This window comes from Halobacteriovorax sp. XZX-3, assembly GCF_043196495.1.
Taxonomy (GTDB): Bacteria; Bdellovibrionota; Bacteriovoracia; order Bacteriovoracales; family Bacteriovoracaceae; genus Halobacteriovorax_A.
Genome location: NZ_JBEBMO010000002.1, coordinates 871438 through 895964 on the forward strand (window position 1 = coordinate 871438; position 24527 = coordinate 895964).

23 protein-coding genes, 1 tRNA gene and 1 pseudogene are annotated in these 24527 nt (G+C 36.4%); 13 read left to right on the top strand and 12 right to left on the bottom strand.

What is annotated here, in order from left to right; translation table 11 throughout:
- Position 1: 1 nt before the first annotated feature.
- The 5 genes from ABMA70_RS14710 to ABMA70_RS14730 all read right to left on the bottom strand — a co-directional run bounded on the left by ABMA70_RS14710 (position 2) and on the right by ABMA70_RS14730 (position 3427).
- Complete coding sequence (locus ABMA70_RS14710; protein WP_392992479.1) at positions 2 to 1264, bottom strand: hypothetical protein; 1263 nt, start codon at positions 1262 to 1264, stop codon at positions 2 to 4.
- Positions 1265 to 1511: 247 nt separating this feature from the next.
- Positions 1512 to 1802: a hypothetical protein gene (locus tag ABMA70_RS14715; protein ID WP_103218018.1), complete on the bottom strand. Its 291-nt coding sequence runs from the start codon at positions 1800 to 1802 to the stop codon at positions 1512 to 1514.
- A complete protein-coding gene (locus ABMA70_RS14720) occupies positions 1786 to 2286 on the bottom strand; it encodes a hypothetical protein (RefSeq protein ID WP_103218017.1) in 501 nt (166 codons plus the stop codon). The genes ABMA70_RS14715 and ABMA70_RS14720 overlap by 17 nt, the downstream gene beginning before the upstream one ends.
- 36 nt (positions 2287 to 2322) lie before the next feature.
- Positions 2323 to 2958, bottom strand: coding sequence for a hypothetical protein (locus ABMA70_RS14725; RefSeq protein ID WP_103218016.1), 636 nt, complete (start codon positions 2956 to 2958; stop codon positions 2323 to 2325).
- A 298-nt stretch (positions 2959 to 3256) separates the two neighbouring features.
- The gene (locus ABMA70_RS14730) at positions 3257 to 3427 is read right to left on the bottom strand and encodes a Flp family type IVb pilin (protein ID WP_021268293.1); all 171 of its coding nucleotides are present in this window, start codon (positions 3425 to 3427) and stop codon (positions 3257 to 3259) included.
- A gap of 178 nt (positions 3428 to 3605) precedes the next feature.
- Here ABMA70_RS14730 and ABMA70_RS14735 point away from each other — a divergent pair, with 178 nt between their 5' ends.
- The 3 genes from ABMA70_RS14735 to ABMA70_RS14745 all read left to right on the top strand — a co-directional run bounded on the left by ABMA70_RS14735 (position 3606) and on the right by ABMA70_RS14745 (position 5663).
- A complete protein-coding gene (locus tag ABMA70_RS14735; RefSeq protein ID WP_392992477.1) occupies positions 3606 to 4319 on the top strand; it encodes an SPOR domain-containing protein in 714 nt (237 codons plus the stop codon).
- Positions 4320 to 4386: 67 nt separating this feature from the next.
- The gene (locus ABMA70_RS14740; protein ID WP_103218013.1) at positions 4387 to 5451 is read left to right on the top strand and encodes a mannose-1-phosphate guanylyltransferase; all 1065 of its coding nucleotides are present in this window, start codon (positions 4387 to 4389) and stop codon (positions 5449 to 5451) included.
- Between the two features lie 8 nt (positions 5452 to 5459).
- A complete protein-coding gene (locus ABMA70_RS14745) occupies positions 5460 to 5663 on the top strand; it encodes a hypothetical protein (RefSeq protein WP_103218012.1) in 204 nt (67 codons plus the stop codon).
- Positions 5664 to 5698: 35 nt separating this feature from the next.
- Here the strand turns inward: ABMA70_RS14745 and queC are convergent, their stop codons facing one another.
- The gene (queC, locus tag ABMA70_RS14750) at positions 5699 to 6394 is read right to left on the bottom strand and encodes a 7-cyano-7-deazaguanine synthase QueC (RefSeq protein ID WP_103218011.1); all 696 of its coding nucleotides are present in this window, start codon (positions 6392 to 6394) and stop codon (positions 5699 to 5701) included.
- Positions 6395 to 6417: 23 nt separating this feature from the next.
- Complete coding sequence (locus ABMA70_RS14755) at positions 6418 to 8184, bottom strand: phospho-sugar mutase (protein WP_392992474.1); 1767 nt, start codon at positions 8182 to 8184, stop codon at positions 6418 to 6420.
- A 124-nt stretch (positions 8185 to 8308) separates the two neighbouring features.
- On the opposite strand from ABMA70_RS14755, the gene ABMA70_RS14760 reads away from it, so the two are divergent.
- Positions 8309 to 8557, top strand: a complete 249-nt coding sequence (locus tag ABMA70_RS14760; RefSeq protein ID WP_103218009.1) for a ferredoxin — start codon at positions 8309 to 8311, stop codon at positions 8555 to 8557.
- Between the two features lie 9 nt (positions 8558 to 8566).
- Here ABMA70_RS14760 and ABMA70_RS14765 read toward each other — a convergent pair whose 3' ends face one another.
- Positions 8567 to 10027 carry a hypothetical protein gene (locus ABMA70_RS14765; RefSeq protein WP_392992472.1) on the bottom strand — a complete coding sequence of 487 codons (1461 nt, stop codon included), beginning with the start codon at positions 10025 to 10027 and terminating at the stop codon, positions 8567 to 8569.
- Between the two features lie 135 nt (positions 10028 to 10162).
- Between ABMA70_RS14765 and ABMA70_RS14770 the strand changes: the two genes are divergently transcribed.
- A complete protein-coding gene (locus ABMA70_RS14770; RefSeq protein ID WP_103218007.1) occupies positions 10163 to 11482 on the top strand; it encodes a putative Na+/H+ antiporter in 1320 nt (439 codons plus the stop codon).
- Between the two features lie 31 nt (positions 11483 to 11513).
- Here the strand turns inward: ABMA70_RS14770 and ABMA70_RS14775 are convergent, their stop codons facing one another.
- A complete protein-coding gene (locus tag ABMA70_RS14775) occupies positions 11514 to 12566 on the bottom strand; it encodes a branched-chain amino acid aminotransferase (protein ID WP_103218006.1) in 1053 nt (350 codons plus the stop codon).
- Positions 12567 to 12581: 15 nt separating this feature from the next.
- On the bottom strand, positions 12582 to 12869 hold the full coding sequence (locus ABMA70_RS14780) for a hypothetical protein (RefSeq protein WP_103218005.1): 288 nt from the start codon (positions 12867 to 12869) through the stop codon (positions 12582 to 12584).
- A gap of 126 nt (positions 12870 to 12995) precedes the next feature.
- On the opposite strand from ABMA70_RS14780, the gene ABMA70_RS14785 reads away from it, so the two are divergent.
- A tRNA-Val gene (locus tag ABMA70_RS14785) sits at positions 12996 to 13072 on the top strand.
- Positions 13073 to 13219: 147 nt separating this feature from the next.
- On the opposite strand, the gene ABMA70_RS14790 is transcribed toward ABMA70_RS14785, so the two are convergent.
- Positions 13220 to 14098 (bottom strand): sensor histidine kinase KdpD, encoded by an 879-nt coding sequence (locus tag ABMA70_RS14790; RefSeq protein ID WP_146037850.1) that lies wholly within the window; start codon positions 14096 to 14098, stop codon positions 13220 to 13222.
- Between the two features lie 126 nt (positions 14099 to 14224).
- Here ABMA70_RS14790 and ABMA70_RS14795 point away from each other — a divergent pair, with 126 nt between their 5' ends.
- The 7 genes and pseudogenes from ABMA70_RS14795 (at position 14225) to queG (ending at position 23659) form a co-directional block, all read left to right on the top strand.
- Positions 14225 to 15958 carry an ABC transporter transmembrane domain-containing protein gene (locus tag ABMA70_RS14795; RefSeq protein ID WP_393022274.1) on the top strand — a complete coding sequence of 578 codons (1734 nt, stop codon included), beginning with the start codon at positions 14225 to 14227 and terminating at the stop codon, positions 15956 to 15958.
- A 40-nt stretch (positions 15959 to 15998) separates the two neighbouring features.
- Positions 15999 to 16715: pseudogene (locus tag ABMA70_RS14800) on the top strand (ABC transporter transmembrane domain-containing protein); the annotation flags it as partial.
- Positions 16716 to 16943: 228 nt separating this feature from the next.
- Positions 16944 to 17690, top strand: a complete 747-nt coding sequence (locus tag ABMA70_RS14805) for an ATP-binding cassette domain-containing protein (RefSeq protein WP_370446912.1) — start codon at positions 16944 to 16946, stop codon at positions 17688 to 17690.
- A gap of 79 nt (positions 17691 to 17769) precedes the next feature.
- Positions 17770 to 18816, top strand: a complete 1047-nt coding sequence (locus ABMA70_RS14810) for a thioredoxin domain-containing protein (RefSeq protein ID WP_103218001.1) — start codon at positions 17770 to 17772, stop codon at positions 18814 to 18816.
- A gap of 142 nt (positions 18817 to 18958) precedes the next feature.
- Positions 18959 to 20929: a hypothetical protein gene (locus ABMA70_RS14815; protein ID WP_392992466.1), complete on the top strand. Its 1971-nt coding sequence runs from the start codon at positions 18959 to 18961 to the stop codon at positions 20927 to 20929.
- 43 nt (positions 20930 to 20972) lie between these two features.
- Positions 20973 to 22664 carry a pyruvate kinase gene (gene pyk, locus ABMA70_RS14820; protein ID WP_103217999.1) on the top strand — a complete coding sequence of 564 codons (1692 nt, stop codon included), beginning with the start codon at positions 20973 to 20975 and terminating at the stop codon, positions 22662 to 22664.
- Complete coding sequence (gene queG, locus ABMA70_RS14825) at positions 22661 to 23659, top strand: tRNA epoxyqueuosine(34) reductase QueG (RefSeq protein ID WP_392992465.1); 999 nt, start codon at positions 22661 to 22663, stop codon at positions 23657 to 23659. The genes pyk and queG overlap by 4 nt, the downstream gene beginning before the upstream one ends.
- Here queG and ABMA70_RS14830 read toward each other — a convergent pair.
- Positions 23651 to 24433 carry an alpha/beta hydrolase gene (locus ABMA70_RS14830; RefSeq protein ID WP_392992464.1) on the bottom strand — a complete coding sequence of 261 codons (783 nt, stop codon included), beginning with the start codon at positions 24431 to 24433 and terminating at the stop codon, positions 23651 to 23653. The genes queG and ABMA70_RS14830 overlap by 9 nt on opposite strands.
- Between the last annotated feature and the right edge of the window lie 94 nt (positions 24434 to 24527).

Sequence of the window (24527 nt, forward strand, 5' to 3'; positions counted from 1 at the left end):
CCTATTTAAGTTTCGCAATTGCAATGATTCTTTTATATGTTTTAAACTTTGTTGAAGATGAAAAGAGCTTTCCTAGAATAGGTACTTGGCCAAGGATAGGAAGTCTTCTTCCTGCGTTATCATCAGTTGTTAAGTCAATTTCAAACATTTGAATTGGAATTCCCTTTTCAATGAGAAAACTTGATTCTTGTGCACTCCCATTGATATACGTATCCCCATTCATTTGTCCCATTGGCCTAGTAAGTTTTGTTGCGTATTTCACTTTATAGCGATTATTTATTTTCTCTAAAAGTATCTCAATCTTAAGCCCTGCAAATCTCCACTGTGTATTATTTCCGTTGTTATTAGTCGTTGTCGTAAAGGGGATATCAGACCCCATTTGCACTGTTGTTTTATTACTTGTACGAAGTAGAATTTTTTGTGTCGCAAGTGTTGAGACATTATAATCTGTATCTCTAAGTACAATACTTTGACTCTTTGCAAGTGCTGAAGCTCCTTCGTCAAGAAGGTCTGCAAGGCCTACGTCAACTTGATCTAGTCCGAAATTTATTTCTTTTCCGTCCATTCTTTCAATTTGGATGATTCTCATTTCTAGTTTATGGTTCAAAATATTCTCAAACCTTTGAGATAGAAAAAACTTAACCATAAGTTTATTTTGAAGTGGTTTAAGAAATTTTACATCTTTCAATATCTCTTCGTTGGTGAAACAGTGAATATCGATCTTGTTCTTTTGGCAGCGTATATCGTCATAGTAGTTTTGAAAAAAGTGGTGATGAATCTCTGCAATGATTTTCTTTGCTACTTGATCTTTTAGTTCACCTTTGAAGATAATACTTTTATTTTTACTTAACAGCGGTCGTAGGACTAGGTACTGATCAAGTGTTGTAATATCTTGGGTAATAATTAATTTATCTCCCTTGATTTCACCATTGATGTCGAAATGACGTAGATTATTTAGAGCTTCGAGCACCTTAAATTGACCAGACTTTGAAAGTACATAGAATTCGAAGGTCTTCTTGTTGCCAGAGTTTAACCATAGTGTGACAATTGAGTGACCTTGCATTTTACCTTTAATAATGAGTTTTGATTGGGCCTGTAACGACTTGCTCGATAAAACTTCTTTATTAGATATACTGTAGTTAAAAACATTGTTTAATGAGATTTCAGTTACTTGGCCTATGCCTAGGGTAATTTGCTTCAGGCCTGTAGCGTAAATATTGAAATTTACGACTGATACTAGGCCAATGACTTTGACAAAAGGCAAGAAACTTAGTAAAAACCTATACTCGAAAACTGTTTTTAATTTAGATTTAAATATATTGAGGAGATTTATCATGGTATCAAGAACTCGTATTACAAGAAACAAGCGTAATGCTAAAAAAACAAAAATGGGTGCTAAAAGAAAAGCGCATAACAGAAACAAGGGAACTACTCCTAAGTTTAAAATTCATCTAGATTAATATTTAATTATTTTTCAGATATAGAAAGAGGGCCAAGACGTTGGCCCTTTTTTATTGTCCAAAGGTATTCTGAAGAACTCTTTTGTCTTGTCTAACAATAAATGGTTCAGCTTCCTCGCCTTTAAAACATACGTGAAGTAGGGCACTCTTATAGATGTCTTCACATGGATTCTTCTTTTTAATAAATCGGAAGTCTTCTTTTTTCACTCCATTTTTTGCCATTAACTCGTTTAAAACTTCAAACATGTGGTTCTTTTCAGAGTCATATGTATAAACAATTACTTCACGTGCTTGAATACTTGTAACTAGTAGGATTGTAATAAGGCTAAATTTCAATTTCATAAGCTCCTCCTTTGGATTTAGGTAGATCAGTAACTGGATAGGAATCTAGCTCTAAAGTCTTGTATGGAGCAATTCTATTCAAATCTGAAATAGAAATTTTTACGAGATAGATAGGTATCTCTTCATCGTTGAGCTTTTTTACGATCTTTGCCTTATTAGTGATGTGTGTTGCGCCTGCATATAGGGACACGTATTCTTCACTACCTACAAGATTAGTCATTTCATTGATTTTAAGTTTTAGAAGTCTTTCATCTTTAGCTACTGAAATATGCTTTTCTGGAACTTCCTGTACCGATGGCATTGAAAGAATGTATGTAAATATATTAGTTAGAACTAGCGCAACCCAGAATCTTAGATAAAGCGCCTTTTTCATCTTCTCTTCTTTTTCTTTGTTAAAAAGCAGAGGTGAGGAAGTTGGCTCATTATTTGATTGAGTTCCAGGTTTTGATGAAGTTTTGGATTTCTCGTTGTTTAGAATTTTCAATTTTTATCTCCAGGTTAATCATAAGAATTAATGTACTTACAAAAATTGAAGTCCATAATAGTCCTTCAATTGTTGAATACCCTTTGGTGCCATGTGCTTTGACGAAAGAGTGAAATCGTCTAAAAGTCTTCCCTCTTCTAGTTTGAATTTTAGGGTAATCACGAAAGAATGATTTTCTGATAGGTTGCTCCCAGTATAGTGAAAGGGCATAAAAGCCTTCCATTTCTTTTCAAAGACTGCAGATGTATCGAGTCTTCTCCTGATCTTCCAGAGCTTGCTTCCTAGCGGATCTGTTCTTAGAAGAGCTAAAATATTTGTTGCCTCACATTCATCTATCGTTAAGAGTTTGAAGCGTAGAAAGTATCGAAGAGCGCTTTGCATATACTGCAAGCCTTTTGCTCCATATTTCATGAATGGCTTAAGCCATGCAGCTAAAGGGAAGAACTGTGCATAAAAGATACTCTTAAGCCCTACGTTTATATAAGAAATTCTTTTATAAAATGACTTATATTCAACAATGACTTTTTTTGAGCAGATATATGACTTATTGTAATATTTTATAATTTGTAGCTCTTCATAAGAACGGGCCATATTAGAGAATATGATGGCAATAAAGGCCATAAAAAATAATATAGCGACTAAGGAAGTACTTCCTCTTTCATTTAAGTCCATTTGAAAATCCTAAGCTATGCTTCTCTCTTCGATACTTCAGGTATTTTCCATTTTTATTTTTTACAAACTTAATCCGTGTTTTTGAATCAAGCCACCTCTCAAGAGAGAGGAGACTTTTACAAGAGAATGTTTTTACTGATTTTTTATCATCATGTGATTTTATTAATGAATGTACATACGCTTGAAAAACAATACTATTTTTGCAACGATACTTTTCACTAACTGCACTGCTCACAAGAAAGACAAAAACAATTAGAGTAACGCTAAGAGCGTAAGATAGTATTTTCATGATTGTTTATTAATTTACTTTGATACTCTTTGTGATTTTATCGGATGCGTCTTCAAGTCTTTTTTGAACTCTAGTTCCTAGTGTTTTAACAGCAGTAATACAAATAATTCCAACTAGGCTTGTGATGATCATATATTCCATTACGCCTTGGCCTTTATTATTCTTTAAAATCTTCTTCATAATTTTTCTCCCTGTTAAACCTAGTTCATAAGATTTTTGGGTTTATAAAATAGAAAAAGTACAGAGTCTTTAAGTTGAGTTAGAATGTCGGGATATATTTCACATATGAAATAAAGGATTATTTTTCCTAGTATTTTCAGCAAGTTGCTAATAATTGTGGAGAGATTAAAATATCCTTATGAACGATAAAAGTAACTTCTACGTATTTGAGAAAAAAGAAATCTTATTGGTTGTCATCTTTGTCATCCTGGTTGCCATTACTTCATTCTTCTTTGGCCTAAAGATTGGATCTAATTATGCTTTTGAAAAAGCTGGCCTTAGCAATAAGGAAGAGAAGGCGATTGTTGAGCCATTAGATGAAAAACAGAAGATTGAGCTAACATCTCCAGAAGAGGAGAAGGTTAAAGAAATAGTTCAAGATAAAGAGACCAAGAAAGTTTCTAAAGAAGAATTAAATAAGAGAATTGAAGAATCTTTAAAGCAGAAGATGGTTAATGAGTTTTCAAGTGAAAATAAAGATTTCAATGATGTTGGTGTGCAAGATACGCAAGCACAAGAGGTTGTAGAAGAGAAGGTTGTAGAGCCTGTTCAGCAACCAGCAGTTGAAAGTGAGACTATTCAAGAGTCTGCACCTAAAACAGATGAATATACTGGAAAATACACAATTGTAGTTGGTTCATTTGAGTCAATTGATGACGCAAAGGAATTTGCAGAAGGTTTTCGAGTTCTTGGTTTTAGCCCAATTGTTAATGAAAAAGAAGTACCTGGTAAGGGAAATCGTTTTCGCGTAAGCCTTGGGGCATTTGAGAGAAGTATTGAAGCGAAGCAATATGTTAAGAAGCATCCTTCTCTTTTTGCAGGGCGTGATTATTTCTTTACAAAATTCGACTAACTCATCATTTAGAACATTTACATTTTTTATGATACGATGCCCTTATACAAATTAAGGGCATTTTTTTATGAATATTTACACACTAATTATGGCCGGTGGGAAGGGAACACGCCTTTGGCCTGAATCAACAGAATCAAAACCAAAACAGTATCTTTCACTGGTTGGAAATGAAACTTTACTTGCACAGACGCTTGAGCGTTTTGAGGAAAGTGTAGATTTGAAAAATCGCTTTATTATCACAACGCGTGATCAAGCTGAGCTAGCTATCTCTTGCTCAAAAAATCAAATTTTAGAAGAACATATAATCTATGAACCTGCGGGCCGAAATACTGCCCCTTGTATTCTCTTATCTCTTGCGGCCATTGAGGCAGCTGGGGCAAAAGATGAAGACATTATTGCAGTTATGCCTTCTGATCATGTGATCTTAAATAAGAGTGGCTTTAAATCCAGCTTTGATAAGGCCGTTAAACTATCAAGTGATACGCAAACAATTACAACAATCGGAATACCACCACATTTTCCGCACACTGGTTATGGCTATATTAAAACAAGTGAAGCTGTAGGTGATGGCTTTAAGGTTGATGAATTTGTTGAAAAACCAAATTTTGAAAAGGCTAAAGAGTATTTATCGACTGGAAAGTATGTTTGGAATGCTGGAATGTTTATGGCACCACTTGGTGTTTTTAAAGAAGAGTTCGCGGCCCACTCTGCTGAAATGTTTTCTTTCTATGAAGAATTAAAGGCATCTCTTGACGAGGAGGCCAAGCTTGAAGAAGTATATAATAAGATTCCAAAAGATTCGATTGACTATGCCATTATGGAAAAATCAAGCCGAATCAGTTTAGTAAAAGCTGAGTTTGATTGGAATGACCTTGGATCATGGGAAGCACTTGAACAAGTAGTTGACCGTGTCGAAGGAAACACTATAATTGATAGTAACGGAACTTTCTTAAAGGATGCGACAGGAAATATTATTTATGCTCCTAATAAGCATGTTTCTTTAATTAATGTTCAAGACTTAGTTGTGGTTTCAAATGATAGGGCCGTAATGATTGTGCCAAAAGATGATTCACAACGAGTAAAAGAAATTGTTCAACACTTAAAAGATAACAAACGCAAAGAATTATTATAGGAGAATTCATGGAAGTTGTTAAAAAAGTAGGCGAGTACACAATTGTTAAAAAAAGATCAGGACGTTTTGCTGTTAAAGCTGCAAATGGAAAGTTCGTAAACAAAGAAGAAAAAGTTAAAATTCTTCTAGATGCTGGTCTTATTACAGCTCCAGCTGTTAAGGTTGAAGAGCCTGCTGTAGAAGAAACTCAAGAAGAAGCAGTACAAGAATAGTATAAATAAAAAAGGCTCCTTATCGGAGCCTTTTTTTATAAGTAATTTGGTCTTTGATCATACTCAATCGGATCCTCAATTCCTGCCTTCTGAAAGCCTCTAAGCCTTAGAGCGCATGAATCACAAACACCGCAAGCTTTATCTCCTCGAGCATAACAAGAATAAGAAAACTTAAGTGGTGCACCTAGGTCGACCGCTTTTTGCACAATCTCATTCTTTGCCATATCAATTACAGGAGTGATGATCTCAATATCACCATCTTTAGTTCCTTGCTTGATTAGCTCGTTATATGCAGCGTAGTAGCTTGGGCGACAGTCAGGGTAACCTGATGAATCTTCGTTAACTGCACCAATATAAATATTCTTAGCACCAACAACTTCAGACCAAGAAACGGCCATCGCGATGATGTGAGTATTTCTAAAAGGTACATAGCTATCAGGGATTTCTTCTGAATCACCTTTATATTGTTTTACATCAATTCCATCATCAGTTAGCGAGCTTCCACCAATCTGCTTTAGAAATGAGACATCAATTACTTTACGTAGAGATTTATCGACTCCGTAAAAGTCAGCGATTTTTTGGAAACAATCCAATTCACGTTCTTCTGTTTTTTGTCCGTAGTTAAGGTGAAGAAACGCAAGGTTTTCATGTTTCTCATTTGCAATTGCAGCACAAACTAACGAATCCATACCACCACTAACTAATACAACTGCAAGTTTATCACTTTTCAAAATATAACTCCTAATCTACTGACTTATAGTCCTTCGGCCGTTTCGTTAATAAATGCCAGAATTTCGTCAGTAACTTTTTTTGCCTTTGCTTTTTTCTCAGCTAGGCTTCCTTCTTTTTCTTGAATCATAATATAGAACTTAATTTTTGGCTCAGTTCCTGAAGGACGAAGGTAGAGGCGGTTTCCATTTTTGAAGTGGTAACCAATTACGTTACTTACTGGATAATCCAGTTTCGACTCTTCATTAGACTCAAGGTTTTTCACAATACCTGTTTGATAATCTTCTATAGCTTGAATCTCTTGTCCGCACAAGCTTGTAGGAGCTAAGTCTCTAAAATGACTCATGATTCGTGTAATTTTTTCGGCCCCTTCTTTACCCTGATAAACAAGATTTAGGAGAGTTTCCTCACTAAAGCCAAATTCTTCGTAAATTTTATCGAGGGCCTGAATAAGGTTTAGCCCCTGTTTTTTGAAGTATAGAGTTACTTCAGACATAAAAGTAATTGAAGCAACACCATCTTTGTCGCGAACAAAATTATGCGGAAGATATCCAAAAGACTCTTCTGTTCCAAATAGGAAGTTTGCCGATGGATCTTCTTTTTCTATTTTATTCATTAGTCCACAAATCCACTTAAATCCTGTTAGTGTCGAGTAAGATTTTACTCCGTACTTATCAGCGATTAATTCTTGGAGTGGAGTTGTTACAACTGTTTTCACAAAATATGGGTTTGCTGGCATTGTGCCATTTTCTTTAAGATTGTGAAGCATGTAGTACAGCATTAGGATTCCGATTTGGTTTCCGTTGATATACTGAATCTCTCCTTCATGCTCAAAAGCAACTCCAAGTCTATCTGTGTCTGGATCAGAGCCAAATGCAATATCTGCACCAGTTTCTTTCATAAGATCGACTGCCATCTTCATTGCCGAAGCATTTTCTGGGTTAGGTGAGCTTACTGTTGGAAAAGCTGAGTCTGGTTGTGCTTGCTCTTTAACAACTTCAACATTAGTAAAGCCAAGCTGTGCCAGAGCTGTCGTACAAGGAATTAATCCTGTTCCGTGAATAGGTGTGTAAACGATCTTTAAATCGTTACCGAATTCTTTACACATTTCAGGGTTAACTGTTTTTGATAGGATGTCGTTATAGAAGCTTTGTTCTACATCTTCGCCTACCCAGTTAATAAAACCTTCTTTTTCTGCTTGGTCAAAGTCGATGAATTTAACTGCATCATATGAAGTAATATCATAGTAGCGATTGATAATATTTTTATCGTTTGGAGGAGTAACTTGCGCTCCATCATTCCAATAAACTTTGTAACCATTGTATTCTGGAGGGTTGTGAGAAGCTGTTACCATAACTCCTGCTTGACACTTATGGTACCTAACAGAGTATGAAAGCATTGGAACAGGATTTAGTCTTTTATAGATATAAGACTTAATTCCATTGGCCGCCATAACGCTACAAACTTCTTTGGCAAATTCAAAAGAGAATTTACGTGAGTCATAGCTTACAGCAATTGATGGATTTGTGATCCCAGTTTTAGAGCTGTGATCTAGTACTTCACCAGCAAGGGCCTGCGTTGCACGGCGAACTGTATATTTATTAATACGATTATTTCCGGCACCAAGAATTGAGCGAAGCCCACCTGTTCCGAATTCGATATCTTTATAAAATCTTTCTTCGATCTCTTTCATATCATCAGCGTCAATTAGCTTTTGAATCTCTTGACGTGATTCCTCATCAAAGTATGAGTTATTTGCCCATTGAGCTGCTTTTTCAAGGCTCGTTGTCATTTCAGTATTCTCCTGTGAAATTTATATTTGAGTATCTTGTGCTATATTCTCAAATCTAGTAGACTTAGGCAAAATATAATCAATGAAATATTGTGTTGTGTGTTAATAAAATCAAGGAGTTAACATGGCAAATAAAGAAATGAAACATAAAGAAAATGTTGCTGGAAAGTGGTATTGCACAGATCCAGATGATGATAACGGCGAAGGATGCATTGCATGTAACGTATGTTACACAGGTGCTCCAGACTTTTTTGCTGAAGATGAAGATGGAAATGCATACGTTGTTAAGCAACCATCAACACCTGAAGAAGAAGAGCTATGCCAAGAGCAAATGGATGCTTGTCCAGTTGCTTCAATTGGTAATGATGGCTAATTAATTTAATTAGAATTTCATATCAAAAGAAATATAGGCAGAGGTGCGGTTGTAATCGATACCTCTGTCTTGCGTTGAGTGATTTAACTCCATAGTCACAGTAGCATTCTCAAATACCCCAAATGACCTTTTTGCACTGAAGTCAACTTCACCTTGAGCATTGATAACAGTTCCAGTTTTAATTATCGTTTTTCCTTGGAATCTGAAATCATTTGCAATCGTTGCCGTCTGATTAGTGTCGTAACTCATATCAGTTTCAATATCAAAATTTCTAAACTCTGGAGAGGCAACAGTTACTCCTGCTAGAAAGTAACCGTCAGCTTTGGCCAAGGCCCTTGCTGTCGACTTCCCTTGATGTTTTAAGTCTAGGTTGATTTGTTGGCTATCTGATGAGATATCGGCATTGCCATCAATTGTAATATCATCACTGTAGCGATTAGAAAGATTAAGGTTTAATTGCTGCTTGTTAGGCTTGATATTAATTTCACCGTTTAGTGTTGTGTCTTCAGTTAGCTTACTGTTGAGGTTAACGTTTATTCTTTGCTTTTGGTCATTAATCTCGACCTTGCTTGTAAGTTTAGTTTCTTCTCCAAGCTTACTCTCTGTCTCCATCTCAATTAATGTTAATGAAGTAGGAACATAATAACTCTGCTCGAGGAGCAGTGCTTTATTAATCTTAACTTTTCCAATGAAGGTATCGTATTCTTGATCCTTAACTAGACTCATTTCAGAATCATAATTTGTCTCAAGAGTTACACCTTCAGGAATATTTCTTTCAACATCTGTAGGCTTTGTTGGATCAACAAAAGTGTCATGTGGGTAGTAGATTTGAAAGTATGGTTCTTGATCTTTTATAAAGACTACTTTGATAAAAATATCTTCGCCAACTTCGTCTTGAGATCGAAACCAAGTTATTCTAGTTAGTGTTCCTGAACGAGGAGCAATTGATAGGGAAGAGAATTCACTAAGAGCAATATCTGAAGTAAAAACTAGTTCGAAGTCATCAAAATCTCTTGTGTTATAGCGCTCTTTTCCGCTGTCAAAATCACTTTTAAGACAGCTAATTTCTCCAACCTTATCAACAGTTTCGATATAAGTTGCGATGGCCTTAAGTTTTAGTGCTTTTTGTTTGACCTTAATACTCGGTTCTGGAGAATTTTCATTGGCCTTGGCCACGATATCTGAAATATTAGAAGCGAGCTCGGCGATATCTCTACACTCGATACACAACTCTGACGCCCCACTGTTATGCCTCGGAATATCGTCAGAAACAGCATCTTCATGCCTAACCGGAATATATTTAGGTGACTTTGATTTTGAAATTCTTACGATATCTTTGACAAGATCCTTGGCCTTGATTTGCTTGCCATTAACTTCTATCTCTTCCTTAAAAAAACTAGGCTCTATGGCCAAAGCATTGACTACGACAGAGAAAGTGAGAATAGAGATAGCAAATCTATATAAAAACACAAATTCTTATCGGTGGCAGTTTAGAAAAAGTTTACGAAAATGGTAAATTATTTTAAGTGTCTTAAAATTTCAGTACTTGCGCACCTTTGCCGACAGGAATAAAATAAGGTAGATCACATTTACAAAGGAAGTTTCATGAATCCAACAAATCTACAGCTCGTAGGGACGATTCTATTTGCATGTGCAATTTTGCACACATTCTTAGTTTCTAAAATTCAACATTTAGCTCACAAGTATCCAGAAGGATCAATGATGGAGAATCTTCTTCACTTCTTAGGTGAAGTAGAAGCGGTATTCGGAATGTGGGCAGCTGCATTTATTGTGTACTATAGTGCTACGCAAGGATTTGCAGTTTATGATAGCGCACACCAAGTTGTTGGTGGAGCACTTAAATATCTTGAAAAAGATGTTAACTACACAGAGGCCGCATTCGTATTCGTTATTATGTGTATGGCGGGGACGAGACCAATTATTATGCTTGCAGAAAAAATCATCGGGATGATTGCAAAACTTATCCCAATGCCTGGTAAAATGGCATTCTACGTTTCAGCTCTTATTATCGGGCCGATTCTAGGATCTTTCATTACTGAACCTGCTGCAATGACAGTTACAGCTCTTATCCTTTTAGACTACTTCTTCTCAGACGAGAAAATGAGTTTAAAATTTAAGTATGCAACGATTGGTCTACTTTTTGTAAACGTTTCAATTGGTGGAACACTTTCTCACTTTGCTGCACCTCCTGTTCTAATGGTTGCTTCAAAATGGCACTGGGGATTTGTTCACATGATTACAAACTTTGGTTACAAAGCAACAATTTCGATCATTATTGGAACTCTTATAATTGCTTTCATGTTTAAAGATGAACTACAAGGCAAACTTGAAATTAAACAAAAGCATGAGAATTGGATGGCACCAACTTGGTGGATGACTTTAATTCATATCATCTTCATGGGATTAGTTGTTTTCTCTGCTCACCATATGGTTTTCTTCCTAGGTTTATTCCTATTCTTCCTAGGTTTCACAACTGTTACAAAAGAGTACCAAGACGAAATAAAGTTAAAAGAATCACTTCTTGTAGGTTTCTTCTTAGCTGGTCTTGTTACACTTGGTGGACAACAAGGTTGGTGGCTACAACCAATTCTATCTAAACTTGGTGACTTTGTTCTTTTCGTAGGTGCAACTTCACTTACTGCTATTACTGATAACGCTGCTCTTACATATCTAGGAACACTTGTTGATCTAACTGATTCTGCAAAGTATAACCTAGTTGCAGGTGCTGTTGCCGGTGGTGGTTTAACTGTTATTGCTAACGCTCCAAACCCAGCAGGTTTTGGTATCCTTAAAGGTACTTTTGGAAAAGATGGGATTAACCCAGGTAAGCTTCTTCTTGGAGCACTTTTCCCAACAATCCTTGCAATGGTTATGTTTCAAATTCTTCCAAATTTAGCGAAGTAGAAATACAAAGGGCCTCATCTGAGGCCCTTTTTTATAGATCAACTACCCAGTTAAATGGGTCTTCAATTGTTTTTTCTTGGATACCTAGAAGTGTTTCACGAAGCTCTTTTGACACTGGTCCAAACTCTTCTTGAATATTATAAAATTCACCAGACTCTTCATGTAAAGAGCAGATTGGGGTGATGATTGCGGCCGTTCCGCAAGAGAAGCACTCAGTACATTTCTTAGACTTAATATCTTCAATTAATTCATCAATGCTAATCTTTCTCTCGACAACTTTGTAACCCTTGTGACGTGCAATATCGATGAGTGAACGACGAGTAATTCCATCTAGGATTGTCTCAGTCAATTCTGGAGTGTGAATTTCACCATCAATTACAGCAAAGAAATTCATTCCACTTAATTCTTCAATCGATTTACGATCAGTTGCTGATAACCATAGTGTTTGGTGTAGTCCAAGTTTTAAAGTTCTTACACCTGCGTTAAGAGCACCGGCGTAGTTACCACCAGTCTTGGCCGTTCCCATTCCTCCCTGGCACGCACGAATCATATTTCTTTCGATTAAAAGCTTATAGCTTCCTCCTGAAAAGTAAGACTCAACAGGTGAGGCGATTACCATGAAAAGAAATTCTTCACTTGGCTTAATTCCTAGATTGTTTTCTGTGGCAATCATGAATGGCCTAATATAAAGAGATTCACCACCACGTTTCGGAATATAGTTTTCACCCATCTTTGTGACTGTATTTACAGCTGCAGTAAAGATATCTTTTGGTACTTCTGGCATGGCCATACGTCTTGCTGAGTGATTAAAGCGTTTGAAGTTTTCTAGTGGCCTAAAAAGGTTTGGGCCATTGCCTTTAAAGTTATAGGCCTTCATTCCTTCAAAAATTTCTTGTCCATAGTGAAGAACTTTACAAGTTGGATCGAGTTCTAATTTACCATAAGGCTTGATCTCAAGCTCTCCCCATTCTCCACGTTTATACTCACAAGTCGCCATAATCGGTAGTAGGACCTTTCCAAATCCCACGTGATCAGGCATTGAAAAATTCTCAATTGCTTTCTTTGCGCTATCTAAAATAATCATTCGAATTCCTTACTCTTATTTGCAGTGGTAACCAAGTCCGTAAACTTTCCAAGTGTTTCCTTCATTTACAGATTCTTTGATCCAGATAGTGTCTCCACCCTCATCAGCAACTAAGTTGACGGCATGGTTAACAGCAAGATCCTTGATACCATTTTCATTTTCGCCAACAACATTTGTAAAAGGCTTACAGCTTTTATGACGTGGCTTTTGATATGTTACTTTTACTTTCTCTCCAGCTGGAGTTAGTTTTGTTTTTGAAACAGCACAACTAGATAGAATTAATATCATAATAATATTTTTCATTATTCCTCCATGATTTTTAGTTATACTAGCAAAATTGCAACGATGTTGCTTAGGTTTGTGCGTCAATTTTATCTTTTGACGAGTTTGGTGAATTAGAATATTATTTTTCTACTTTAAGACACTTGTAGGACTATAGCTCAGTTGGTTAGAGCGCTACCTTGACATGGTAGAGGTCTGCAGTTCGAATCTGCATAGTCCTACCATCTTTGATACTTTCAATTACATTGCTTGATGATTTAGTTTGCTGATACCGATATCAACTCAGCGCCAAAACATGCCTTTGGGCATCTTTTGATCGCAGGTTGTAAAGTTCGAATCTGCATAGTCCTACCATCTTTTTCTCAATCTATTTATTGATTCGCTTCTCTTAAAGGCCTTCTCTTTGGTTTAGACTCTGTTTTTTCAACTGTATCCTGATTGCTCTTTGATGCGTTAACGAATGTCATTGTAAATGTTGATCCAATACCATCAATATTATTAAAGGCCTTAATATTTCCTCCGTAGAATTTCATATATTTTTTTACAACTGGAAGGCCAAAACCTGATCCTTCTTCGCCATGAGTTCCTTCGCGGTGAGTTTCATTAGTGAATGAGAAGAGGCTTTTTATCATTGACTCTGGGATTCCTATTCCTTGATCTGTTATATCCACACGGATCACTGAGTTTTGATGAGTTACCCTGACAACAACTTCAGATCCTTCTGGTGAAAACTTTGATGCATTAGTTAGAAGGTTACTAAAGACGCTGTGGCATAGTGACGAAGGCTCTGCCATGGCCTGGATACTGTGGTCATCAAATTCAACACGGATATGTTGACTCTTTTTTTCTAATCTTTTTCGGATAAGCTGAATTGAATTTTCAATAGATTCTTTTAATGGAACAGGCTCTAACTTTATATTTGATTTGCCTGACTCAATGGATTGTATTTTTCGAATATGTTGAATCAGTTCTGCCATATTTTCGATAACTCCGCTGACACGTCCTAGGTTTTGCAAGATTCCGTCTTTGTCTTTCATGGCAAGTAGGGAAGAGTCGCTTAGTAGTGAAAGGAGAGTTGTTGAGTTCGATAGATCGTGAAATAAAACGGAGAGTAAATGTTGTTTTTCTTCGAGCCTTCGCGAAAGGTCGCGACCTTCAACTTCAAGCTGTTTAATCTTAATGGCCTGATGAGTAATAACCATAATAGAACAGAGAATTAATATCATCAGCAGACTTACGAGATAGATCACTTTCTTTCCTTAAAAAACGTTTTTCTTAAAACTTCGTATTTTATGAAACCAATTAATTTTGTAGGATTTTAGCTAGCTTTATTCTCATAACCAAGTTTGAGAAGGTAAATTTAACTTAAATTAAGAATGTTTTTTCACATTTCACTAGGCCTTCCTTTAAACAGAAACGTGACTGATGATTGGATTTCAAGTAGACTTGCTGGAATGAAAGACTATCTTAATAAAAAGTTAACATCGCTGGTAATGACGCAGTTTGTTCACTACTGGTACTACTATATTGGGGCATTCATTTGTCTCTATCTAACTCACAAGATTCAAAGTGAACTTCCTTTTATTGCAAAAGATTTAGCAGAGAAAATTTCAAAAGGAATTTCTATTCCAGTGGGACATCTCTTCTTATTGGCCTTAGGAATTATTGTTTTTAGAACTTCTTCACGACTTCTCTTTTTCTATCCGGCCCGTGTCTTACAAAAGATTTTACGCTTTGATCTCATGAAGAAATTAGAAAAAGTGAGTCCTTCTCGTTATAAAGAATACCCGAAAGGTCAAATCTTTCAAATTATTGGTGGAGATCTTGAGCACGTAAGAGCATTAATTGGTTTCGCTCTTTTACAAATTGCTAATATCATCATTGCTCTTTCGATCCTTGTTCCAAAGCTATTAAGTTTCAATAAAGAGCTGTTTATTGCGCTACTACCGATGCTTGTGGCGTTTGTTCTCTTCAGTGCAATTGTTTCAACGAACCGTAAATTCTATCGCCAAACACAAGACCTTCAGGGTGATGTTCAAAATATCATTATTGAAACTTACGCAGGTAAAAAGACAATTAAAAACTTCCATGCGGAAAAAGCATTTATTGATCTCTTTGCTAAGAAGTCAATGGAAGAGCTTGAGAATTTTTATGAGGCAGGCAAGCGTGTTGGCATTTCTATTCCACTTATGCCAACTGGAGTTGGTCTTTCATTAATTTGGGGTGCCTATATCATTTTTACGCAACAGCTTGGTGCATCTTCACTGATTTTATTCTCTGGTTTTGTTTATCTATTTTTAGAACCAATTATGTTCCTCGCTTGGATTGGAGTTGTCTTCACTCGCTCTGCTGGAGCGTGGGCAAGAGTAAGAGAGCTTGTTGCTGTACTTGATAAAGAGAGTGAACTTGAGACAATGCTTAAAAGAGAATTTTCTTTTAAAGAAAAAGAAGAGTCTTTTGAATTACAGCTTCCATTTTGGGACAACGATATCAATTTAAAAATTTGGAAAAATACAAAGAATGCAATTGTCGGAAAAACTGGATGTGGAAAGTCTGAGTTACTCGTTAAAATTTCTGAGGTTTTAAAGATCCAAGAAAGAAGTACGAGTTATGTTGCTCAAGATCCGTATCTTTATAATGGAACAATTCTAGAAAACTTATCCCTGGGTAGAGACTTCAATGAAGAACAACTAGCGAAAGCTTATGATCTACTGAAGATATTTGGACTCGATTACTTAGCTTCAGATCGCAAGAGTTTGTTTAACCTTGTTGTTGGAGAAAACGGAAAGAGATTATCTGGTGGACAAATCAAGCGAGTCTCTTTGATTAAGTCATTACTTTTTGAAAGTGAGTTTATTATTTGGGATGACCCTTTCTCATCAGTTGATGTCGTGCTTGAAAGAGAAATTTTGAATCAGCTCAATGCTATGAATATTTTTGAAGGTCGCACGCTCATTATGTCGACACACAGGTACACGACAGCGGTTCAATGTGATCACTTAAGTTTAATCTGTGAAAGTGAAGGCTTAAGAGAAGAGTCAAGTGTTATCGATTTTACACAAAAACAAGAAGGAGGAATTTATGAGCACTTTAGAAAACAACTCATCTAAATTCCTAGTATATAAAGGAAGTGGTAAGTATTTATTAAGCATGGTTGTATGTCTTATTATCTCAAGTGCTCTTGGTGCAGCACTACCACAATTAATCGCAAAACTTACTGCAAATTATGAAGTCGAAGAGGTTTATCGTCAGACTCTTGGAATTATGACATTTATCTTTTTGGCAACGGCCTTAAACCGTGCTGTTTATAACCTGATTATTAATCGTTATGTTGTAGGCCTTGTTCAATTCGTCCGCACTCATTGCTATGGTAAGTGGCTTTCAAGTGTGGAGCTTCAAACATCGAAAGAAAACCGCAATGATCGCTACCCTCAAGGAGAGGTCTTAGCGCGTATTATGAGCGATACGGAAAGCTTAAGGGAGCTTGTTACTTCTGGAACTTTTGGAATTGTCATTGATATCTTCTTCGTTGTTGCTTCTCTGATCAGTTTTGTAAGCTTAAATGCAATTGCCGGAGTGTATCTTGCAGTAATCCAATTTGGAGCCTGCTTTATTTTAATTTGGTGCTCTAAGTATATGCGTGCAGTTTTCTTAAGCGTGAGAAATTCACGTGCAAAACTTTACCGCGTTGTTGCGGATCTTATTGGCGGTGTTCGTGAGAATTACTACAACCCTGCAGATCAGTATACATCGAAGAAGTCCTTATTTGTCTTTGATGAATTTCTTAAGAAGATCCTATCTTCAAACGTTTGGGACGCATCGTACTACTCATTTGCCGAGTCTCTTTTTCCAGTCTTCTTAGCTTGTGCAATCTTTATCATTCCAAATAGTGGTATTACTCAAGTCGCATTGATCTTTGCTCTAATTGATTTAATTCAGCGCTCGATTAATCCTATTAAAGATGTCTCTTCAAAAGTTGCAAATATTCAAAGAGCAGCAACAGGAGTAGGGCGTATAAATGAATTTCTTGTTGATTTAGACAAGGAAAAGTCTTCAGATATCAATACAAAAAGACGCCAGTATGATGTTGAAAAGATGCATATTGAAATCCAAAAATTTACGTATCCTGCTAAAGGTGAGAATTCAACACCCTTTACTTTAGAAGATATCTCTTTTGATTGTCGCCAAGGTGATCTTATTGGGATTGTCGGATTATCTGGAAGTGGAAAATCGACTCTCTTAAATATCATGGCCGCTAATATTATTCCTGATGAAGGGAAGGTATTTGTTGAAAATCATAGCGGAGTTAAGAAAGAGTATAATTTTGATTATATTGATGACTTCAATGAGTATCGTGAATTGATTGGGATTGTTTCGCAAGATTCGCATATCTTTTCAGAAACAGTTGAATTTAATATTACGATGGGGCAAGCAGGTTTTGGAAGTTTTGATGCTTTCTGGAGTGAAGTTTGTGAACAGATTTCTTATCTATCGAGATGGGGAATAAAGCCTGATACAGTCCTTGATCAAAATGAGATCTCACTTGGTCAAAAGCAGCTTATATCGGCGATTCGCTCTTGTTACTTAAAGAAGCCTATTGTTCTATTCGACGAAATTTCTTCTTCATTAGATAGTGATCTTGAAGAAGCTCTACGTAAAATGATTCTCTTTGTTCAAAAGCAGGCCGTTACAATTATCGTGGCCCATCGAGTTGAAACAATACTTGATGCCCAACAGATTCTTGTTATGGAAGGTGGAAAAATTATTGCAAAAGGTGTGCATGAAGAATTGAAAAATAGTTCGCCGCAATATGATCTCTTTGTGAAGCAATTATCGAATTGACAAAAAAATGACGTGAACACTAATGCATTATTTCTCTTTTTTACATATAATTAGTTTAAATTGATGTAAGGAGATCATTATGTTTAAAAAATCCAAGCTAGCACTTGGCCTAGTTGCTATTTCTGCAATTGGACTAGTTGCATGTACGAGCGAAGTAAATTCAAAACCAAATTTCTTATTTAAAAAGGCACCAAATGCCACTGCAGTGATTAAGTTCAATGGCAAAGAAGTTAGTCATGATGAGCTTTTTAAAGGCTCTGAAGCAGAGTTATATGAAGCCCAATTAAAAGTATATGAACTAAAACTAGGTAAAGTTAAGGCCTATCTTTTAGAGAATTTTAAAAATGAAGACCCTGCAAGAAGTTCAATGACAATGGAGCAATTCATTGATGTTGTTATTGCTAAGGACGTAAAAGTATCTGATAAAGAAATTAACGAGTTTGCAAAAGAAAGAAATATTCCTGATGTAAATCCTCAGTTAAAAGCTAGAATTGTAGACTTCTTAAGAAACTCGAAAAAGCGTGAAGCTATCGAAGCATACTTAACTAAGAAAACGAAGAATAGCCCAGTTGAAATTTACTTAGAAAGACCTAAAAGACCACGTTTTGAAATTCCTGTGACAGGAAAAGAGCCAATGTTTGGTGGAAAGGATGCGGCCGTAGTTATTACTGAATATTCGGATTTCCAGTGTCCTTACTGTGCTAAGGGTGTTGAGATCATGAATCAGATCAAGAAGACTTACGGTAATAAGGTTAAAATTGTATTCAAGAACTTCCCATTAAGCTTTCATAAAGATGCGGCCAAAGCTGCTGAAGCGGCACTATGTGCAAATGAGCAAGCTGGTGATAAATTTTGGAAACTACACGATTCAATGTTTGCAGATCAGTCAGGACTTTCTGTTGATGGACTTAAGTCTAAAGCAAAGACAGTTGGTTTAGATCAAAAGAAATTTGATGAGTGTCTTGATTCTGGACGTATGAAAGCAGAAGTTGATGCTACAGTTAAAGAAGGGATTGACGTTGGTGTACAATCAACTCCAACTTTTTATGTGAACGGTATGCTAATTAATGGTGCACAACCATTTGAAGTATTTAAAGAGCTTATTGATTCAGAATTAGGTAAATAATTCGCATAATACATTATAGAAATAGTCGGAAAGACAGATAATTAAGAGGCCGGGGCATTTATTCCCGGCCTTTTTATATTGTGCATAATTGATAGAATAGAGGGGGTATATAATATCTTATTGCATCTAAATCGGAAAAAATATGGACGTTAGAGATTATTCAAAGAGACTTTCACAACACCGCGAGAACTTTCAGCAGACAATTGATGAGCAGAGAAAGAGTTATAAACGTGAAGTAGGTGAGTTAAAAGACACTCAAGAATATCGCTTAAATAAACAGCGTCAAGCCTATGATAACTCACTTAATAAAGTTGAAGAAAGGCAAGATCGATTCAGAGAAACGGCCACGGAAGATACAAAAAGAAAAATTGAAGAACAACAAAAAAATTATCTAAGTAAGTTAGATGGAAATAAGCGTGAGTTCGAACGCGATCGTAAGGATATTAAGGATCAATTCGATACACGTTTTAAAAATATTCGCGAAGCCTATGAGTCAAAAACATTGGCCGAAAATTCGAATATGGATCATCGTCTCTCATCACAACAAAGAAGATTCGATTCAACTATGGGCAAGATGAATGACCACTTCAATGAGACAATTGATAAGGTTTACCGTGACGCTCGTGATACGGCACACGATCATGAGTTAGAAACAAAACAAGATCGCCGTCAGTTGATATCAAATTATGAAAATGAAATCAGGGATCAATTAAAAGAAAGTGGTGAGAAACGCGCACGTCTTTATGAAAGATTTAATGATGATGTTGATAGCTTAAGAAAGAATCATAAGGGTCGAGAAGAGTCTCTTAAAGACTATCAAGAGCAGCGCATTTCAGATATGACTGCTCAAAAAGATAAGCAACTTGCTGAAAACCAAAAAAGTTTCAAGAGTTCTATTGAAGAAATCAATGATCGAAACTCAAGAAAAAGACAGGTGGAGCAAAGAGATTCTTCGCAAAATGCAAAGGATCTTGAGAATCGTCATGCGAAGGAATTATATCGAGCAAGACGAGAGATGAATCAGAAGTTATCTGGTGGAAGTCGTGAAGATGTCTTCAACGATAAGTTAGAGCAAACGGAAAGGGGATATGAGACACGTATTAAAAATATTCGTGATCAAATTGATACGGATCGCTTTAATGCTGATATCCAAGAAAGACGTCGCTCACAATCAACAAAAGAAGCACTTCGTTCTCAAAAACAAAAATCATCTGAGTATATTGCTGATCTTGAAAAAGATATGGCCAAGTTTAAGAGTGATACTCTAAGTGATATTAATATTGAGCTTAATAAAGATGTTGAAGAGCTACAAGGTAACTTCAAGCGCCAAGTAAAAGAAAAAGAGCTAGAAGCTTATAATGATAAAGAGCAATCAAAGAAAATTCTTGAAAGACAAAGAGCACAGTTTGGCGAGACAGTTCAAAAAATGAGTGATCGAAATACGGAAGCTGTTTCTCAGATGCAGGCAGACTTTGCGGATGAATCAAAGAAATTTATTCAAGATACTCATATGAAGCATTCTCAAGAGATGCAAGAAGCAAAAGAACACTTTATTGAAAGTAAGGATAAGCTTGCTAAGTCACTAACACAGAAGATCGAACAATTAGAAGAAACAAACGATAAGTTAATCTCTTCTTATGAATCAAAGTTAAACAGACTTAAGAAAGCAAATGCAAAAGAGATTGAAAGAATTCGATTAACTCAAAGTCTAGAGTCTAATCAACTAAAAGAAGAAACGAGAAATGCAATAGCATTGAAAGATCGTGAAAATCACAGTAACCTAGCTAACTTGAGAGGTGAGTTCGATAAGAGGCTATCTCAGGTTAAACAAAGAGCAGACATTCAAGTTAAAAGAATGGTAGAGTATTATGAAGATATGATTGCTCGAGAAAGAGATGAGTCACAGAGAAAGTATGTTTCCAAAGTTACTGAACTTGAGAATCAATACAATACTCTTTATGAGAACTCAAAACTTGAAAGATCAAATCTAATTAATCAGTATGAAAACCGTATGGAAGAAATTCGTGCGGCAAATGCTGAAGCTTTAGAAGAGAGATCGAGTGAAATTCGTGGCGGTATGTTTACGGATCAACAAGAGTCTCGTAAAGCTTAATTATTAAAAAAAGAAAAAGCTTATAAAAATTCAGGGAGAGATAATGGGAATGGGCAAAGTCCGTCGTGCTAAAATTGTTGCGACATTAGGGCCGTCATCAAATACTGTAGAAATGATTGAGAAATTAATCATTGCAGGAGTAAATGTAACAAGAGTAAATATGAGTCACGGTACTCATGAAGCTCATGCCCAGCTTATTTCAAATATTCGTCAGGCTTCAAAAAATATTGGAAGAGAAGTAGCTGTTCTTATTGACCTTCAAGGTCCAAAGATTCGTACAGATAAACTACCTAATGGATTACAACTTAAAAACGGTGAAACATGGGTTATTGGACCATCTTCTAAACAAGCGGACTATCCTGAATATAAAGACTGCTATATCCCTACTATCTATGAAAAACTTGTTGATGATTGTCACGATGGTGCAAGAATTTTATTTGATGATGGAAAGCTAATTGCGAAAGCGATAACACGAGATCGTGATGTTTATAAAATTGAAGTTATCGTTGGGGGAGAGCTAAAGTCTAATAAAGGGATTAATCTTCCTGATTGTGAAGTATCTGCTCCTGCATTTACTGACAAAGATGAAGCAGACTTAATGTTTGCTCTAAAACATAATATTGATTATATCGCTCTATCTTTTGTACGTAAGAAAGAAGATATTATGACGGTAAAGGCCTTACTTCATAAATTAAAAGTTAGAGTGCCAATTATTTCTAAGATCGAAAAACCTCAAGCATTAGATAATATTGAAGAAATCCTAGATGTTACTGATGTTATTATGGTAGCTCGTGGAGATATGGGTGTTGAAGTTGGAAACCATTTAGTTCCTTCAATCCAAAAAGAGCTCATTCAAAAATGTAATGACCGCATGATTCCTGTTATTACTGCAACACAGATGCTTGAGAGTATGACTGATGCTCCAACTCCGACAAGAGCAGAGGCAAGTGATGTTGCAAACGCTATCTGGGATGGAACTGATGCTGTAATGCTATCTGGAGAATCTGCATCGGGGATGTATCCTGTTGAAGCCGTGCAGATGATGAATGATATTATTTTTGAAGCGGAGAAGACTCCTAAAGAGCGTCCGCTGTTAAGAAATATTGACTTGTCTTCAGTGAACTCATCTGTAATGGTTGCCGCTTCAATGATTGCAGAAAAAGTTGAAGCTAAGAGAATTCTGGCCGTAACAGAAGGTGGAAATTCTTGTCGTAAGGTTTCGATGTTTAGGCCGCAAACTCCTGTTGCTGGTGTAACTCATAATCTTCGTACAGCAAGACGCATTTGCTTATACTGGGGAGTTTACCCATATCTTGTTGATGAAGAGGTACAAGATACTGGCTCATACGTTAAGTATGTTGTTAACCAGGCAAAGGAGAGAATGGGTCTTTATAATGGTGACAAAGTTGTTGTGACGCTAGGTGATGGGAAGATCTTCTCGAAAGGATATTCTAACTCTGTTAAGGTTGAGATTATCAAAGAAGCTCCTCACGAAGATGCTAATAAAGATACTTTTGAAGTTGCAGAAGATAAAAAAAAAAGAATCCTGCTAGATCATAATATCTGCTCTACTTGTCAGAATTGTGTTTCAATTTGCCCTCATGAGATTTGGGTTGCAGATAAGAAGACAAAACTGACAAAGCTTAATAAGGATCAAATTGGACACTGTACGCTTGATTACGAATGTATTCGAGTCTGTCCAACTGGTGCAATTGAGATTATCGACAAGTCATGATCAAAAAAGACGACATTCAAAATATTTTAAGAACTCTAGATCTTGAAGTTTGGGGTGTCGTCACTGAATCTAAACCTAAATCATTAGAACGTTTCAAAGCTTGGATTAAAGATGGACTTCATGGCGCTCTTGGCTACCTCGCCGATGAACGCGCTATCAAAAGAGAAGATCTCAAAAATTATTATCCTGATATTAAGTCAACACTAGTTATCGCTTTTGATTATTCTCACATAGCTCGTAGTGCAAAGAAGTTTTATGAGAGTGGTGAGAGCAACGGGCTTAAAATAGCTAATTATGTAGTAGGCTTCAAGGGGCGCGATTATCACTATGAAGTGAGAGATAAGCTTCAAGCAATCGGAGAAGAACTGCAGAAGCTAGATCCTGAGCTAGATTTTAAGTTCTCTCTTGATACCCAACCAATTCTAGAGCGCGACTTTGCCTATCAGTCAGGGCTAGGTTGGTACGGAAAGAATTCCATGCTAATCAATCGCCACATTGGAAGCTACTTTATCATTGGCTCACTTCTTTTAAATAAGGAATTAGAAGCACCTAGTGAGAAGTTTGAAACAGATCACTGTGGCCAGTGCACGCGTTGTGGTGATGCATGCCCAACGGGTGCAATTGATATCGATAAAAGAACGATTATTGCTGATAAGTGTATTTCAACTTTCACTATTGAACATTTTAAAGAAGTCTTTCCTCCAAGTGGGATCGAAAATGCAAATGGTGAAATCTTCGGTTGTGATATTTGTCAGGATGTATGTCCATGGAATAGGCGACTGGAAAGAAAGCTTGAAGCCGACTCAACTGCCTTCAAAGAAAATGGGAAACAATTCATCGACTTCTTTTTAATGAGACCCCTAGAAGATATCTTCTGCGATCTGGAAGAAATGAGTAATCGTGAATACCGTCGTATCTTCAAAGGTACTCCACTTGAACGTACTGGAAGAGTGGGAATGCTTAAGAACCTAAGGCTTTATTTGAAGCTAAAGTAGCCCAATCCTCTTTGCATGCTTCTTGATAAAACTTCCGGCCATATCTGGAAGATGGTGGCCAAGCTTACCTGGCTTCTCCATTGTCACAGTATTGCCAAGGTTCTCTAAAATCTTTGCAAAGTTTTCCATTCCTTCTTTTCCAACAACCACATCATCTTCCCCTGAGATCAGATGCACTTTGTGTCCTGTTAGAGTTAGGTGAAACTTTTGATCTTTGATCCAAGGAAACATAATTTCTGGTGCTAAGTGTTTTGAGACAAGTTCCGCTCGTGCTTTAACTGTCGCTTGGTAAAATGGCGTATCAAAAACGTGTGTGACACCTTCTGGTGGAACACCAAAGCCAACGCCACAGTGGTGTACGTCAAAGCCTTCAAAGTAGTTATTTTGAACTGCAAGAATTGAAGTCAGGGCACCTAGAGAGTGACCTCCAACGAGAAGTTTATTTTGTTGAGAAGGGTAAGCTTCTTTTAATTTATTTAGTGCATGGATAAATAACATCGGCGCGTCATTTTTAAAGTCCTCAAAAGATGCCACGTCATGAAATGAGCCCGTAAAATGACCTGGTTGGTCAAAGATTACTGTTGGGATTCCTTCATCACAAAGCTTTTGTGCCCATGAGAAAATACTGATCTTGTGAGATGTGTAACCATGAGTAAAAATGGCGTATCCCGTATCTTTTAGCTTCTCACTAGGAGGTCTAAAGAGTAGGGCATTAACCGTTGTTGATCCTTGAGTTAAAATAATTTTATCGATGCTTAAAAACTTTTCATTCATAGCAAACATAATAATTAAAGATATCTCAAATTAAAATTAAAAAACTTTTTAATTTTCTATTGACGAAAGAAACATAAACCATTAATTTAATGGA